Origin of the sequence: Candidatus Blastococcus massiliensis AP3 (assembly GCF_000582785.1) — a bacterium.
GTDB classification, from domain to species: domain Bacteria; phylum Actinomycetota; class Actinomycetes; order Mycobacteriales; family Geodermatophilaceae; genus Blastococcus; species Blastococcus massiliensis.
In genome coordinates this window covers 1,279,305-1,293,904 of the sequence record NZ_HG931173.1, presented here as the reverse complement: position 1 = coordinate 1,293,904, position 14,600 = coordinate 1,279,305, and the positions used below count along the sequence as shown (strand labels likewise).

The window sequence follows — 14,600 nt, the reverse complement described above, 5'->3', positions numbered from 1 at the left end:
GGAGCACCGTCAGCACCTCGTCGGCACCCAGGCCGCTCACCAGCACACCCGGCGCCAGCCGGCGCAGCTCGGCGGCCGCCGTCCGCCGGTCGTTGAGCACCTCCGAGAGCAGGCCGTGGTCGTCGGAGCGCACGTAGCTCTCGATGGCGCCGACCCGCAGCCGGCCGTGCTGCCGCGCGACGTCGTCGACCAGGTAGTCCAGCGCCTGCGGCACCGGGGTGCGCGAGGCGCGGGTGAAGAAGTCGTGCAGGTCCGGGGCCGACCACCCGGCGTCCAGGGCCCGGCGCACGCTCGACTCCGAGACCCGGAAGACCGTGGCGCCGCCCGAGGACTCGACGTCGGCCACCACCGCGAGGGTGTCGGCGAGGTCGGCGACCAGCGGTCCGGGGGCGATCAGCGAGAGGTCGGGCTGGGCGAGCACGTGGTCGACGGGTTCGGGCAGCAGGCCGCGCATCCGCAGCGCCGCGGCGTCCTCGCCGCCGGTGAGCAGCCCCCGCCCGCCCCCCGACAGCACCCCGCCGACGACGACGCCGAGACGGGCGGCCTCGGCGAGCATCCCCGGGACGGGCGCGAGCCGGTCGGCGCGGCGCGGGGTGCGCCAGCGCAGCAGGGCGACCAGGTCGTCGGCCGTCAGGCCGGCGCCCTCGGGGTACTCGGCGAGCACCGCGAGGGCGGAGCGGCGGATCGCCGGCGCGGTGTGCCGCACGAGGTCGGGGGACAGGGGATTGGCCGCCTTGCCGGCCATGTCCCGCTGCCCGACCAGGCCGGGCAGCCGGCCCCCGGTCAGCCAGCCCCACGCGAGGACCGCCCACCGGTCGGCGAGGTCCTGCTCGCGCCAGATGTCGTACGCGCGGGTGGGCAGCCACTCGTCCCGGTGCGGACCGCCCACGTCGAGCAGGCCGGCCGCCAGGGCGAGCTCCAGCAGCCAGGCCACCTCGGGCTCGGCCACGTGCAGCTCCCGCGCCAGCCGCTTCTGGTCGCGGACCCCGACGCCCCCGCTGCGCAGCAGCCCCGCCGGCTCGTCCTCCAGGAGCACGAGCAGCTCGCCGATCCGGCCCACCGACTCCAGCGCCGCACCGGCCGCCTGCCGGTCCACCGCGGTGCGGTCCCGCGTCACGACCGCCGGCTCCGGTCGCAGCCGCGGTGGTCCGTACGGGTGCGGCCCCCGGAGCTCCAGGCCGATCTCCCGCGGGAGCTCGACGTTGAGCGCGTCGATGCGCGCGAGCAGCCCCCGCTGCAGCAGGCTCCGGGCGGGGGAGTTCGCCCCACCGGCGGTCTCGGGCAGGTGTCCCACCGGGCGGTCGCCGGCCAGCCGTTCGAGCACCCCCCGCTCCTCGGGAGGCAGCTCGGCCAGGGCCGAGGGCAGGTCAGCGGGGAGCTGCACCCGCAGGTCCACCGCCCGGCGGCCCAGCCCGGCCGGGTGCCGCACGGCGCGGCGCACCGGGTCCGGCGCGCGCAGGACGTCGTCGCCCCACAGCAGCGCCCGGTCGGTCAGCGCCGTCAGCGCCGTCTCCAGCACGTCGTCGGGGAGGTCGGGCAGCGCGGCGATCAGCTCGTCGGGCGGGACGCCGTCGGTCGGGGCGAGCAGGACCACGTCCAGCACCTGCAGCGTCGTGGCGTCGAGCTCGTCCAGCGCACGGTCCACCGACACCGGCACGGCCAGCCGGCCGGCCAGGGCGACGACGTCCGACGGGGCAGGGCGCGCGACGTCGGGCCGCGCCGCCAGCAGGGCGGCCAGCTGGTCGTCGCTGCGGGTGCGCAGCCAGGCGGCGAGGGTCGCCGGGGGGTCGGTGGGCATCCGGTCCACGTTACGTCGCCGCCCCGGAGGGGTGCCCCGCCTGCCCGGACGGTGCGACATCCCCCGCCCGGAGGGGCGGTGCCGTGCATCGCGGGTATGGGGTCGGCGAAGATGGGCACACGTGGTGCACCCGGCCGGTGCACGGAGCTGACGGAGGCACGATGTCGAAGCGCAAGGCGAAGAACGCCCACCTGGTGGAGCCCACCTGGGGGGAGTCGGAGGACGGCGGCCCGCCGCTGACCGAGCTCTCGGCCTCGGTCGCCGGGGGTCTGTCGCCGTTCGGGCAGGACCACGACTTCCCGCTGCCGGCCCACCGCGTCCGCTACGCGCACCCGACGGACAAGCCCAACCGGGCCGGCGTCCAGCTCGCCGAGAACCGCTGATCCCCGGGCGTTCTGTGCACTGACCGCCCCGGGGGTCAGTGCACAGAACCCTGGTCAGGCCTTGGCGCTGGAGGTCGGGGCGAGCCGGACGATCAGCTTCGAGATCAGGCTGCCGGCCACCACCCAGATGATCGCGGCGAGGGCGTCGTTGATCGTCTCGCCGATCTTCGCGTCGTCGGGCTGGAACAGGTCCTTGGTGAACCAGCCGAAGCTGTCGCGGAAGCCTTCGGTGAACTCCACCAGCGCGTTGTCCCGGTTGGCCTCGAAGAACACGAATACCGCGTGGGCGAGGATCAGCGCGCCGATCACCGCCGCCACGACGCGGACGACGGTGGCGAGCAGGGTGAACAGGCGGGTCGTCCCGGTGGCTGCCATGGCGACATGATCTACCGGGCCGCACCAGCGCGCGACCCGTGTCCGCCCAGGTCAGAACTGTTCGCAGGTCACCGCCAGCGCGCGGTGGTCCGACAGCGGCAACTGCACCGCCTCGGCCGGCCCCGTCGCCCGCAGCCGGCCCCGCACCAGCACGTGGTCCAGCTGACGGGAAGGGCGCGCAGCGGGGAAGGTCGGCGCCGCCGCGATCGAGGCGAGGCCGGTGGTGCGCACGGCTTGCCGGCGCTGCATGTTCAGGTCGCCCATCAGGACCAGCGGCTCGCGCGTGCCCTCCAGCGAGCGCATGAGCCGGCCCAGCTGCACCCGGTTCCACCCCGGGATGAACGTCAGGTGCGTGTTGCAGACGGTGAGCTGGCCGTCCGGCCCGTCGAGGACGGCGGCGACCGCCACCCGGGGCTCGTCGCGGGCGAGGAACGGCCGGTTGGTCTGCTCCGACCACAGCGGCACGCTCGCCCGCAGCGGTGGCAGCCGCACCACCCGCCACGAGACGACGGGATAGCGGGACAGCAGCGCGATGCCGTAGCTCGCCGAGCCCGGCTGCTCGTCGCCGGTGGCGGCCATCCAGGTGCCGCCGGGCGTGCCGGAGAGGGCGGCCACGAACTGGTGGTCGACGGCGCCCATCGCCTCGGCGGCGACGGAGGTGAGGTCGGCGCCGAGCGAGCGGGGCTGGTCGCGGTCCACCTCCTGCAGGCCCAGCACGTCGGCGTCCAGGGACTTCACCGCCGCGGCCAGCCGGTCGACGTCGACCCGGCCGTCGTCGAGGGAGCGGCCGTGCAGGATGTTGAAGCTCGCGATGCGCACGGAGGCTCCAGTGCCCCGCAGGTCGCGGATCTACCGTGCGTATCCCCGGATGAGCGGGTAGCAGCAGCCCGTGCCGAGCTCCCCGGAACCCGACCCGCCCGAGAACGTCCGCGATCTCCTCAAGCGCACGGCGGTGGCGCTGAAGGAGGGCGGGGTGCCCTTCGCCCTGTGCGGCGGCTACGCCGCCTGGGTGCGCGGCGCCCCTGAACCGGACCACGACGCCGACTTCCTCGTGCCGGCCGCCGAGGCCGAGCGGACGGCCAAGGTCCTCGCCGACGCCGGCCTGCAGGTCGTCGACCCGGCCGAGGACTGGCTGCTCAAGGTCGAGCGCGACGACGTCTTCATCGACGTCCTGTGGCGGACCTGCGGCCACCCGGTCGAGACCGACCTCATCGACCGGGCCGACGTGCTGCCCGTGCTGTCGGTGCAGATGCCGGTGCTGGCGGCCACCGACATCCTCGTCACCAAGCTCATGGCTCTCGACGAGCACTACTGCGACTTCGCCCGGATGCTGCCGGTGGCCCGCGCGCTGCGCGAACAGGTCGACTGGGTGCTCGTGGAACGCGAGGTGGCCGGCAACGACTTCGCGGTGGTCTTCCTGCAGCTGCTGGGCCGGCTCGCGGTGGTGCCCGAGCTGGATCGGCGCTGACCCGGCCCGGCGCAGGGAAAACGCCGGTCCGGCGGCGCGGGGTCGACGGCTAATCTGGTGCCCGAGCGTCGCCGTCGTCGTCGGCCGCGAGCCGTGCCAGCGAGGAACTGAGGGATCGAGCGTGCCCACCGGCAAGGTCAAGTGGTTCAACCCGGAGAAGGGTTTCGGCTTCCTCGCGCGCGAGGACGGCCCGGACGTGTTCGTCCACAAGGACGCCCTCCCCGCCGGGACCGACGAGCTCAAGCCCGGTCAGCGGGTGGAGTTCGGCATCGTCGCCGGCCGCCGGGGGGACCAGGCGCTCCAGGTGCGGATCCTCGACCCGCTGCCCTCGGTGGCGGCCTCGGTCGCCGCGAAGAGCCGGAAGAAGCCCGACGAGCTGGTCCCGATCATCGAGGACCTGATCAAGCTCCTCGACGACGTCGGCGAGGGGCTGCGGCACGGCCGTCACCCCGACCGCGCGGAGTCCCGCAAGGTCGCCTCGGTGCTCCGCGCCGTCGCCGCCGACCTCGAGGGCTAGCTAGCCGGCGCGGATGAAGCCGACCGGCCAGGCGCGCGACCACGCACCGCAGTCGCCGCCCTTGTTCTCGATGACGAGCAGGTAGAACGCCGGCGGGACGGCGTCGGCGCTGCTGACGACGGAGACCTTGGCCTCGCCGTCGGGGACGTCGAGCGGCTCGTTGATCGCCTCCTCGAGGTTCTCGTCGTAGAACTGGACGGCCCAGCCGCGTTCGGCCACCGACGCGGGCACGGTGAGCGTGATCTCGGTGTCCGGGGGCACCTCGACGACCGGCGGCTGGGTGTCGTAGCGCACCGGGTCGCCGCCCTCGCAGCCCTGCACCGCCTGCGCCTGCACGTCCTGGGCGCCCGCCTGGACGCGGACCTCGCCGGGGCCGTCCTCGCCGCTCGCGCAGCCGGCGAGCAGGAGGACCAGGGCCGGCAGCAGGCGGATCGCGTTCGTCGGTGTCACGGTCATCGGGTCCCCAGCGGGCTCGTCGGTGCGTCGGGCGACACCGGCGCGGGGGAGGGCCGGCCGCCGACCAGGCTCCAGAGCACCAGGCCGACGGCGAGCACGAGCAGCGCCGCGGCCACCGTGAAGCCGATCCATCCGGTGGTCGGCAGGGCGATCGCCAGCCCGCCGCCGGCGACCCACGCCAGCTGCAGCACAGTCTCCGAGCGGGCGAAGGCCGAGGCGCGCAGGTTCTCGGGCACCTCCCGCTGGATGATCGCGTCCAGCGAGACCTTGCCGAGCGCGTTGGTCACCGCGGCGACGCCCGCGACGAGGACGGCCATGCCGAAGCCGTAGAAGACGGCCGCGAGGACGGTGACGGCGGCCGCGGTGCCGGCCGCGAACAGCACGACGCGGTCCGGCGCGGCGGTGCCCAGCCGGGAGCCGGCGGCCGTGCCGAGGAAGCTCCCGGCGCCCGCGGCGACGGCCACGCCGCCGAGCGCGAGCGTCGCCGTCCACCCGTCGGCGAACTCGGCCTGCACGAGGAAGGCCAGGAAGATCGTGAGGAAGCCGCTCAACCCGCGCAGCGCCGCCGTCGCGCGCAGCGCCAGCACCACGTGCGGGCTCACCCGCCGGCGCCGGCGGCCGGCCACCGGGATCTCCGCGGTGCTCAGCACGTCGGCCGGGAGCTCCCCGGTGGGGACGTCGACGTGCCGCGGCAGCCGCGTGGCGAGCACACCCGACGTCGTGAAGACCGCGGCGGTCACCCAGAGCTCGGGCTCGAAGCCCAGGGCCCAGGCCACCCCGGCGCCGATCGCCCCGGCGACACCCGACGTCGCGAGTCCGAACACCGACAGCCGGGCGTTGGCCGAGGTGAGCGACAGCGTGGGCGGCAGGACGCGGGGGACGACGGCGGCGCGCAGCACGTTGTGCGCCTTCGACAGCACCAGGACGCCCAGGGCCGCGGGGTAGAGCAGCAGGTCGTCGTAGTGCGCCGCCATGAAGATCGCGAGCGCCGCCCGGCCGAACGAGCTGCCGGCCAGCGCCCACCGCCGGCCGCGCTGCAGCCTGTCCAGCAGCGGGCCGATGACCGGGGCGAGCACCGCGAAGGGCGCCATGGTCACCAGCAGGTACAGCGCCACGTTGCCGCGCTGGGCGTCGGTCGTGGCCGCGAAGAACAGCGTGCCGGCCAGGGAGACGGCGATGAGGGCGTCGCCGGCCATGTGCAGGGCGTTGACCCACAGCAGCCGGCTCAGCCCGCTGGAATCGGCGCCGTCCGCCTCGCTGGCCGCCTGCACCCGGCGGGCGGCGGCGCGGGAGAGCTCCCTGCTGCGCGAGATCGCCACGCGGGTGACCGTGACGCGAGGTGCGTCCACCGGTGCGGTGTCCATCCGGTCCTCGGCGGACGAGCCTCGCCGACGCGCACCGGGACGGCGGGAGGCAGGCACGGGTCCATGGTGCCGCACCGGCCGCCGCGGACGGCCCGATCCCTCGCCGTGGGGGGTCGGCCGCACCGCCGGGGGCGCCTCTCAGGGATGATGGCGTCGTGTCCGAGTCCTCCGCCGCCCGCTGGTCCGCATCCGCCGACCCGGGGCCCCTCGCCGACGCGGTCGAGCTGGCCCGCGCCGCGGCGGCCGAGACCGCGGGTGATCCCGACCTGGTCGGCGAGCACCTCGGTCTCACCCCCGAGGTCGACCCGCCCGTCGTCGACGGGGTCGAGCCCGAGGCGCTCGGCGCGGCCGGTACCCACAGCTTCGCCAGCCGGCTGCCCGGATACGTGGGCTGGCACTGGGCGGTGACCGTGGCCGTGGTGCCCGGCGACGACGCGGTGACCGTCGACGAGGTCGTGCTGCTGCCCGGTGACCAGGCGCTGCTCGCCCCGGCCTGGGTGCCGTGGCACGAGCGGCTGCGGCCCGGCGACCTCTCCGTCGGCGACGTGCTGCCCTCCACCGAGGACGACCCGCGGCTCGTGCCGGCGTACACGGCCGACGACGACTCCGCGGACGATCCCGAGGGCCGGATCGTCGCCTCCGAGCTCGGTCTCGGTCGCGAGCGGGTCATGTCGGCGGAGGGCCGCGCCGAGGCGGTCGCCCGCTGGAGCGGCGGTGACTTCGGTCCCGGCTCGGCGATGGCCCGCTCGGCCCCCGGCCCGTGCGGCACCTGCGGTTTCTGGTTGCCCCTGGCCGGGTCGCTCCGCCAGCGGGTCGGCGCGTGCGGCAACCTCTACGCCCCGGCGGACGGACGGGTCGTCGCCGCCGACTACGGCTGTGGAGCGCACAGCCAGGCGACGCTCGTCGTCGTGGAGCCCACCGAGGTGGTCCGGTCCGCGCGCTACGACACCGGGACCTACGACGTCCTGACCGACTAGTCCTTCCGGCCGAGCTGGCCCTGCCAGCGCATGATGGCCAGCCCCAGGACGGCGAGGGCGATGGCGGCCAGGCAGGTCCAGGTCCACATCCGGTCGACCCGGTCGCCCAGCAGCAGCACGACGACGAGGGCGACCGCCCACACCCCGATCCCGGCGAGGACGACGCGGGCGGTGTCCACCTGCAGCGGCGGCGGGGCCTGCTTGGTCGGTGACGGCACGCCCCGACTGTAGGACGCGACGAGGCTCACACCCCGCCTTCCTCAGCTGTTGCAGAAACGAAATGATCATGTGGCACGCTGTCGCCGCTCGTTCCAGATCGCACCCCGGCCGGCAGACGCGCGCTTCCCCCGCCACTCGCCCGCCCGGCCATTCGTCGTGGAGTCGTCATGGCAGAGAAGTTCGGCCCGTCCGCGGGCAGCACCGCCCCCGGTGACACACCGGCGGACGTCGCCGCGGACCCGGGTACCCCGCACCGCAGCGAGGGGCCGCGGGCCAAGCCGAAGAACGGCCTGGACCGCTACTTCGAGATCACCGCCCGACGCTCGACGCTGTCCCGCGAGGTCCGCGGCGGTCTGACGACCTTCTTCACGATGGCCTACATCGTGCTGCTCAACCCGATCATCCTCACGAGCATCCCGGGCCTGGACGGCACGCAGGGAGCCGACGTCGAGGGGACCGTGCTGCCGTTCCAGGGCATCGCCGCGGTCACCGCGTTGATCGCGGGTGCGCTGACGATCGTCATGGGCATCGTCGGCCGCTACCCCCTCGCGCTGGCCGCCGGACTGGGCATCAACGCCATCGTCGCCGTCTTCGCCGCCACCCAGCTGTCCTGGCCCGAGATCATGGGCCTCGTCGTGCTCCAGGGGCTGATCATCACCGTCCTGGTGCTGACCGGGTTCCGGCGAGCGGTGTTCGAGGCGATCCCGGCTCAGTTGAAGGTCGCGATCGCCGTCGGCATCGGGTTCTTCCTGACGATCATCGGCCTGGCGAACGCCGGCATCGTCCGCGCGGGTCAGGGAACGCCGATCAGCTTCGGCGTCGACGGCGGGCTGGCCGGCTGGCCGATGCTGGTCTTCGTCATCGGTCTGCTGCTCACCGCCGTGCTGGTCGTGCGCAAGGTCAAGGGCGCCCTGCTGATCGGCATCCTGGCGACCACCGTGCTCGCGATCGTCGTCGAGGCGATCGCGGAGGTCGGTCCGCGGACGGCCGGCGGCGAGGAGGTCAACTCGCGTGGCTGGGCGCTGCAGACGCCGGCGCTGCCCGACGACGTCGTGAGCACCCCGGACCTGTCGCTGCTCGGCAACTTCTCGCTGTTCGGCGGGTTCGAGCGCATCGGCATCATCGCCGCGCTGCTGATCGTGTTCTCGATCATGATCGCGGACTTCTTCGACACCGTGGGCACGGTGACCGCCGTCGGCGCCGAGGGTGACCTGCTCGACGAGAACCGCAACCTGCCCAGGTCCCAGCCGGTCCTGCTCGTCGACTCGCTGGCCGCCGCCGCCGGTGGCGCGGGCAGCGTCTCGTCGAACACGACCTACATCGAGAGCACCGCGGGCGTCGCCGACGGCGCGCGCACCGGCCTGGCCAGTGTCGTCACCGGCGCGCTGTTCCTGCTCATGATGTTCTTCAGCCCGCTGGTGCTGGCCGTGCCGTCGGAGGCCGCGGCCCCGGCCCTGGTCATCGTCGGCGCGCTGATGATCACCCAGATCCGGCACCTGGCGTGGGACGACATGTCCCTGGTCATCCCGGCCTTCCTCACCATCGCGCTCATGCCGTTCACGTACTCGATCACCAACGGCATCGGGGCGGGCGTGATCAGCTTCGTGCTGCTGCGCCTGGTCATCGGGCGGCGCAAGGACATCCACCCGCTGATGTGGATCATCGCGGTCATGTTCGTCATCTACTTCGCCCTGGAACCGATCCAGCAGATCGTCTGAGCGAGGTCCCCCTCGCAGGGCCCCGTCACCCACCGGTGACGGGGCCCTTCTCGTCGGTCACCCCGGCCGTTAGTGAGGTACGCTAACTATCGTGAGTCGGACGACGCTGGACACCGCGGCGCTCGCCCATGAACTGCGGCTGGCGGTCATGCGGTTCGCGCGACGGCTGCGGAACCAGCGCGTCGACACCTCGGTGACGCTCACGCACCTGTCGGCGCTGTCCACGCTCAAGCGCCACGGGCCCATGAGCGCGGGGGAGCTGGCCGCCCACGAGCGGGTCCAGCCGCCCTCGATGACCCGGGTGGTGGTGGCGCTGGAGGACATGGGTCTGGTCACGCGCACACCGCACCCGACCGACCGGCGGCAGGTCGTCCTCGGGCTCACCGACCGGGCCGGGGAGATGCTCGCCGCCGAGGGGCGGGCCCGCGAGGCCTGGCTGTCGGGGCGGCTGCAGGAGCTGACGCCGGAGGAACGGGGCGCGCTCCGGGAGGCGGCCACGATCATCGACAAGCTGGTCAGCGGGTGACCCGGACGAGCCCCGCCCGGAGCGCCGAGCAGGGACGGGCCCGCGGTGGCATGTTCCGCGCCCTGCGCGTGCGCAACTATCGCCGGTACGCGTCGGCGAACCTGGTCAGCCAGACCGGGACGTGGATGCAGCGGATCGGCCAGGACTGGCTGGTCCTGCAGCTCACCGACGACAGCGGGGTCGCCCTCGGGCTCATCACCGCCCTGCAGTTCGCCCCCACCGTGCTCCTGAGCCCCTACGGCGGGCTGCTCGCCGACCGCTATCCCAAGCGCCGGCTGCTGCAGATCTCCCAGGCCGCCATGGGTCTGCTCGCGCTGATCCTCGCCGTCCTGGTGGTCACCGACGCGGTGGCCCTCTGGCACGTCTTCGTGCTCGCCAGCGGCCTGGGTGCGGCCGCGGCGATCGACGCCCCCGTCCGGCAGGCATTCGTCTCGGAGATGGTGGGGCCCGAGCTGCTGACCAACGCGGTCAGTCTCAACTCGACGATCTTCAACGGTGCCCGACTCGCGGGCCCGGCGGTGGCGGGTCTCCTGATCGGCGCCGCCTCGGGGAACACGGCCCCGGCCTTCTTCATCAACGCGGCCAGCTTCGGCTTCACCATCCTCGCCCTGGGCTCCATGCGCGCCGACGAGCTCCGGCCCAGCGACCGGGTGGCACGGGGCAAGGGACAGCTGCGTGCGGGGGCGGCCTACGCCTGGGCCCATCGGGACCTGATGCTGGCGATGGGGCTGGCGTTCGTCGTCGGCACCTTCGGCTTCAACTACCAGATCACCATCGCGCTGATGGCCCGGGCGGAGTTCGGCCTGGGCGCCGAGGCGTTCGGTCTGCTCTCCACGGTGTTCGCGATCGGTTCGCTCAGCGGTGCGCTGCTCTCCACGCGGCGGAGCCAGCGACCCAGACAGCGCTTCCTGGTCGGCTCCGCGCTGGTGTTCGGCGTGCTGACCGTGATCACCGGACTGATGCCGGGCCATGTGGCCTTCGGTGTGCTGCTGGTGCCCACGGGTGCGGCTGCGCTGGTCTTCAGCGTGGCCAACAACAGCTTCGTCCAGCTGGGCGTGGACCCGCAGATGCGCGGCCGGGTCATGGCGCTGTACTTCATGTGCTTCATGGGCGGGACGCCGATCGGCGCGCCCCTGATCGGCCTCATCGCCGAGCACCTCGGGCCGCGCTGGGGGCTGCTCCTCGGTGGCGGCGTCGTCGTCGTGGCCGCGGGGGTCGCCGGCCTGCTGCTCGGCCGCGGGCGGTCCGTGCGGGTGGAGCGGGTGCGGGCACGCCCCTGGGTGCGGTTGCAGGTCGGGGAACGAGCTGCCCTCGCGCCCCGGGAGCGCGCCGAGGAGGAGGTGGTCGCCGGGCGGACGCCGGGCGTCCAGTCCGGTCCGCCGCGCGGCTGATCCGCGGTACGGTCGGGCCGTCCGTCCGTCACGGTCCGGAGTTGCCATGACCGGCTCACTCGTCCTGCTCGGCCTCCCGTTCGCCGCGCTCTGCGCCGTCGTCGTCGGGTACCTCCCGGCGGAACGCTGGCTGGCCGAGCGCGCCGCCCGACGCCGCGCGCGGCACAACCCGGCAGCCGGACGACGGCCGGTGGAGGCGGTGGCCGCCGACATCCGCCGGCTGGGCCGACAGCTGGACCTGATTCCTGCCGGAGCTCCGATGGTGCGTCGACGTGCCCTGCAGGCCGCCTACGACGACGTCCTCGTCGAGGCGGCCGGCATGCTCGGCGTGCCGCACGCGCTGGCCACCGAACCCCCGGGGCGCGCCCGCGACGTCGAGCGGCTCCGGTTGGTCACCGCGCTGCAGTTGGCCGGTCTGGCGGTCGGCGGCTGACCCCCGCCCGGCTGTTCTTCGCCGTCGATCCACCCGAGGGCGCACGCGCCGATCTGCAGCGAGCGGTGCAGTCGCTGCGCGGACTGGCCGGGGCACCCCGCTGGAACGAGCCGGCGCGCTGGCACCTCACGCTGCTGTTCCTGGGCGCGGTCCCGCGCGAGCTGATCACCGGGCTCGCCGATGCCGTGACTCCCGCCGTGGCCGCGGCGCCGCCCATCCGGCTGCGCTTGGCCGGCGGGGGACGGTTCGGGTCGCTCCGTCGTCCGCAGGTGGCCTGGGCCGGTGTCGACGGCGACGTCGGCCCGCTGGCCGAGCTGGCCGAGCGCCTGGTCGCCGCGGCCCGCGCCCTGGACCTGCCGGTGGAGGAGCGTCCGTTCCGCCCGCATCTGACCCTCGGCAGATGGCGTCCGCGTCAGCCGGCCGACGGGACGGTCACCGACCGGCTCGCGGACTACCGCGGGCCGGTGTGGCCGGTCCGCGAGGTGCGGCTCGTCGAGAGCCGGCTGGGACCGGCGTCGGCCCACGAGACCGTCGCGGCCTGGCCGGTCACCACGCGTACTCCATAGGGGCGGCCTTGTAGCCCGGGAAGATCTCGTCGAGGCGGCCGAGCTGGGCGTCGTCCAGCGTCAGTTCCAGCGCGGTGAGCGCGCCCTCGAACTGCTCCATGGTGCGCGGCCCGACGATGGGGGCGGTGACCGCCTTCTGGTGCAGCAGCCAGGCGACGCCGACGTCGGCCGGCGCGGCACCGATCTCGCGGCAGAACGCCTCGTACTCCTCGAGCTGGGGGCGCAGCTTCTCGATCCGGCGCTGGGTGCGCTCGTCGCTGCGCCGTCCGCTCTCTGCCTTCTCCAGGACGCCGGCCAGCAGCCCGCCGGCCAGCGGGCTCCACGGGATGATGCCGACGCCGTAGTGCCGCGCGGCCGGCAGCACCTCGAGCTCGACGTGCCGGGTGAGCAGGTTGTAGTGCGACTGCTCGCTGACCAGGCCCTGGAAGTTCCGTCGTGCCGCCGCCTCGTTGGCCGCGACGATCTGCCAGGCGGCGTGGTTCGAGGAGCCGACGTAGAGCACCTTGCCCTGGGCGACGAGGGTCTCGCAGGCCTGCCAGATCTCCTCCCACGGCGTCTTCAGGTCGACGTGGTGGAACTGGTAGAGGTCGATCCACTCGGTCTGCATGCGCCGGAGCGAGGCCTCGCAGGCGCGGACGATGTTGCGGGCCGAGAGGAAGGTGTCGTTCGGCCAGTCGGTCATGTTGCCGTAGACCTTGGTGGCCAGCACGGTCCTCTCCCGCCGCTGCCCGCCCTGGGCGAACCAGGTGCCCAGCACCTCCTCGGTGCGGCCCTTGCCGGCGTCCCGGCCGTAGACGTTCGCCGTGTCGAAGAAGTTCACGCCCTCGGCGAGAGCCCGGTCCATGATCGCGTGCGAGTCAGCCTCGGGGGTCTGCCAGCCGAAGTTCATGGTCCCCAGGCAGAGGCGGGAGACGGTCAGGCCGCTGCGGCCGAGGTGCGTGTAGTCCATGACGGCCACCCTGGCACTCTGTCGGTCGTGCCGCAGACCGATGACCAGTCGTACGACTTCGACACCGCCACCGCCGTCCGCCGGACCGAGGGGGACGTCTTCCTCGCCGACCTCGACCCCACCTGGCAGGTCGGCGGCGGCATCCTCAACGGCGGCTACCTGCTGTCGGTGGCGGCGCAGGCCGCGGTCATGGACAGCCCGCACCCCCACCCGGTCGCGGTGGCCGCGAGCTACGTGCGGACGACGGCGGCCGACACGGTGCAGCTGAAGGTCACCCCCGGTGCCGCGGGGCGGACCCTCGCCCACTCGCTGGTCACGCTCTCCGACGCGGCCGGCCGGCCGTCCCTCACCGTCCAGGCGACCACCGCCACCCTCGGCGACGAGGCTCCGGAGTACGAGGACGCGCCGATGCCGGTCATGCCGCCGCCGGAGGACTGCATCGACCTGGCCGCGCGGCTCAACCCGGACCCCAGCAAGCGGCCGGGCCTGAGCCGGCACGTGGACAGCCGGCTGGACCCCGCGACCGCCGGGTGGACGATCGGCGAACCGTCCGACGAGCCGGTGATCCGCGCCTGGGTGCGCTTCGTCGACGGCCGCCCGGCCGACCCGCTGGCGCTGCTCACCTTCGCCGACGTCCTGCCGCCGCTGGGGTTCGTGATCGGCCACCGCGGCTGGGCCCCGACCGTGCAGCTCCAGGTCCTGGTCCGCGGGCTGCCCGCGGAGGGCTGGTGCCTCGCGGAGACCAGCGCCCGGCAGATCGCCGGCGGCTGGCTCGACGAGGACTGCACCATCTGGGACTCCACCGGCCGGCTGGTCGCCCAGGCGCGGCAGCTGGCCCGGATGTCGCGCGCCGGCGGCTGACGGTCGTCAGCCCGGCAGCTCGACGTCGCCGGTGAGGTAGCGCTGCACGGTCGGGCCGATCGCGGCCACGAGGTTCTCGGGGCTGCTCGTGGCCAGCGGCTCGATGCGCAGGATGTAGCGGCTCAGTACGACGCCGGTCAGCTGCGAGAGGACGAGCGCGCCGCGGATCTCCGCCTCCCGGGGCGGCAGGTCCAGGCTGCCGACGACGCGCCGCAGCACCTGGGTGACGAGGAACTCCCGCAGGAGCTTGGCCCCCCACTCGTTGCCCACGGCCGACCTGAGCAGCGCGAGCCCCGCGGGCTGCATCGGTCCGTCCCACAGGCGGAGCAGGAGCCGGACGACGTTCTCGCCGACGTGGTCCCTGCCGCCGGCCAGCACCTCGGGCAGCAGCTCGGCCGGGTCGGCCGGGGCCTCGATGGCGGCGAGGAAGAGCCGGTCCTTGCTGCCGAAGTAGTGGTGGACCAGGGCCGGATCCACCCCGGCGGCGGTCGCGATGCCGCGGATCGTGGCCCCGTCGAACCCGCGCTCGCCGAACGCGCTGCGCGCCGCGGCGAGCACCGCCTCCCGCGTGTCCGGGTTGCCGGGACGCCGTCCGGGAC

18 protein-coding genes are annotated in these 14,600 nt (G+C 74.1%); 10 read left to right on the top strand and 8 right to left on the bottom strand.

The genetic code is table 11. The annotated features are described in order from the left end of the window. On the bottom strand, window positions 1-1,798 hold a 1,798-nt coding region (locus BN344_RS06395; RefSeq protein ID WP_051515705.1), incomplete at its 3' end, for a helicase-associated domain-containing protein. A 161-nt stretch (window positions 1,799-1,959) separates the two neighbouring features. Here BN344_RS06395 and BN344_RS06390 point away from each other — a divergent pair. Then, complete coding sequence (locus tag BN344_RS06390) at window positions 1,960-2,181, top strand: hypothetical protein (protein WP_040337405.1); 222 nt, start codon at window positions 1,960-1,962, stop codon at window positions 2,179-2,181. Window positions 2,182-2,235: 54 nt separating this feature from the next. Here the strand turns inward: BN344_RS06390 and BN344_RS06385 are convergent, their stop codons facing one another. Both BN344_RS06385 and BN344_RS06380 read right to left on the bottom strand, forming a co-directional pair. Continuing rightward, window positions 2,236-2,556: a hypothetical protein gene (locus BN344_RS06385; protein ID WP_051515590.1), complete on the bottom strand. Its 321-nt coding sequence runs from the start codon at window positions 2,554-2,556 to the stop codon at window positions 2,236-2,238. Between the two features lie 51 nt (window positions 2,557-2,607). Further along, a complete protein-coding gene (locus tag BN344_RS06380) occupies window positions 2,608-3,375 on the bottom strand; it encodes an endonuclease/exonuclease/phosphatase family protein (RefSeq protein ID WP_040337404.1) in 768 nt (255 codons plus the stop codon). Between the two features lie 70 nt (window positions 3,376-3,445). Between BN344_RS06380 and BN344_RS06375 the strand changes: the two genes are divergently transcribed. After that, the gene (locus BN344_RS06375; RefSeq protein WP_040337403.1) at window positions 3,446-4,024 is read left to right on the top strand and encodes a hypothetical protein; all 579 of its coding nucleotides are present in this window, start codon (window positions 3,446-3,448) and stop codon (window positions 4,022-4,024) included. 121 nt (window positions 4,025-4,145) lie between these two features. Continuing rightward, a complete protein-coding gene (locus BN344_RS21260) occupies window positions 4,146-4,541 on the top strand; it encodes a cold-shock protein (RefSeq protein WP_040337402.1) in 396 nt (131 codons plus the stop codon). Here BN344_RS21260 and BN344_RS06365 read toward each other — a convergent pair whose 3' ends face one another. Further along, window positions 4,542-4,997, bottom strand: a complete 456-nt coding sequence (locus BN344_RS06365) for a DUF2771 family protein (protein ID WP_155858771.1) — start codon at window positions 4,995-4,997, stop codon at window positions 4,542-4,544. It abuts the gene before it with no gap. Then, window positions 4,994-6,361 carry an MFS transporter gene (locus BN344_RS06360; RefSeq protein WP_155858770.1) on the bottom strand — a complete coding sequence of 456 codons (1,368 nt, stop codon included), beginning with the start codon at window positions 6,359-6,361 and terminating at the stop codon, window positions 4,994-4,996. The genes BN344_RS06365 and BN344_RS06360 overlap by 4 nt, the downstream gene beginning before the upstream one ends. Before the next feature lie 155 nt (window positions 6,362-6,516). On the opposite strand from BN344_RS06360, the gene BN344_RS06355 reads away from it, so the two are divergent. Continuing rightward, a complete protein-coding gene (locus tag BN344_RS06355) occupies window positions 6,517-7,338 on the top strand; it encodes a DUF3027 domain-containing protein (RefSeq protein WP_040337401.1) in 822 nt (273 codons plus the stop codon). On the opposite strand, the gene BN344_RS06350 is transcribed toward BN344_RS06355, so the two are convergent. Continuing rightward, entirely contained in the window at window positions 7,335-7,556 is a 222-nt protein-coding gene (locus BN344_RS06350) for a DUF2530 domain-containing protein (protein ID WP_040338050.1), read from the bottom strand. The two genes, BN344_RS06355 and BN344_RS06350, sit on opposite strands and share 4 nt — an antisense overlap. Window positions 7,557-7,724: 168 nt before the next feature. Between BN344_RS06350 and BN344_RS06345 the strand changes: the two genes are divergently transcribed. The 5 genes from BN344_RS06345 to thpR all read left to right on the top strand — a co-directional run bounded on the left by BN344_RS06345 (window position 7,725) and on the right by thpR (window position 12,191). Further along, window positions 7,725-9,275, top strand: coding sequence for an NCS2 family permease (locus BN344_RS06345; RefSeq protein WP_040337400.1), 1,551 nt, complete (start codon window positions 7,725-7,727; stop codon window positions 9,273-9,275). 91 nt (window positions 9,276-9,366) lie between these two features. Further along, the gene (locus BN344_RS06340) at window positions 9,367-9,801 is read left to right on the top strand and encodes a MarR family winged helix-turn-helix transcriptional regulator (protein ID WP_040337399.1); all 435 of its coding nucleotides are present in this window, start codon (window positions 9,367-9,369) and stop codon (window positions 9,799-9,801) included. Beyond that, entirely contained in the window at window positions 9,798-11,192 is a 1,395-nt protein-coding gene (locus tag BN344_RS06335; RefSeq protein WP_231486534.1) for an MFS transporter, read from the top strand. Before BN344_RS06340 ends, BN344_RS06335 begins: the two co-directional genes overlap by 4 nt. Window positions 11,193-11,238: 46 nt before the next feature. Next, the gene (locus BN344_RS06330; protein ID WP_040337398.1) at window positions 11,239-11,625 is read left to right on the top strand and encodes a hypothetical protein; all 387 of its coding nucleotides are present in this window, start codon (window positions 11,239-11,241) and stop codon (window positions 11,623-11,625) included. Next, window positions 11,622-12,191: an RNA 2',3'-cyclic phosphodiesterase gene (gene thpR, locus BN344_RS06325; protein ID WP_040337397.1), complete on the top strand. Its 570-nt coding sequence runs from the start codon at window positions 11,622-11,624 to the stop codon at window positions 12,189-12,191. Before BN344_RS06330 ends, thpR begins: the two co-directional genes overlap by 4 nt. Here the strand turns inward: thpR and BN344_RS06320 are convergent. Continuing rightward, complete coding sequence (locus tag BN344_RS06320; protein ID WP_040338048.1) at window positions 12,172-13,140, bottom strand: aldo/keto reductase; 969 nt, start codon at window positions 13,138-13,140, stop codon at window positions 12,172-12,174. The two genes, thpR and BN344_RS06320, sit on opposite strands and share 20 nt — an antisense overlap. A gap of 27 nt (window positions 13,141-13,167) precedes the next feature. Here BN344_RS06320 and BN344_RS06315 point away from each other — a divergent pair, with 27 nt between their 5' ends. Continuing rightward, window positions 13,168-14,001, top strand: a complete 834-nt coding sequence (locus BN344_RS06315; protein WP_040337396.1) for an acyl-CoA thioesterase — start codon at window positions 13,168-13,170, stop codon at window positions 13,999-14,001. Window positions 14,002-14,007: 6 nt separating this feature from the next. Here BN344_RS06315 and BN344_RS06310 read toward each other — a convergent pair whose 3' ends face one another. Further along, window positions 14,008-14,559 (bottom strand): TetR/AcrR family transcriptional regulator, encoded by a 552-nt coding sequence (locus tag BN344_RS06310; protein ID WP_081788389.1) that lies wholly within the window; start codon window positions 14,557-14,559, stop codon window positions 14,008-14,010. Between the last annotated feature and the right edge of the window lie 41 nt (window positions 14,560-14,600).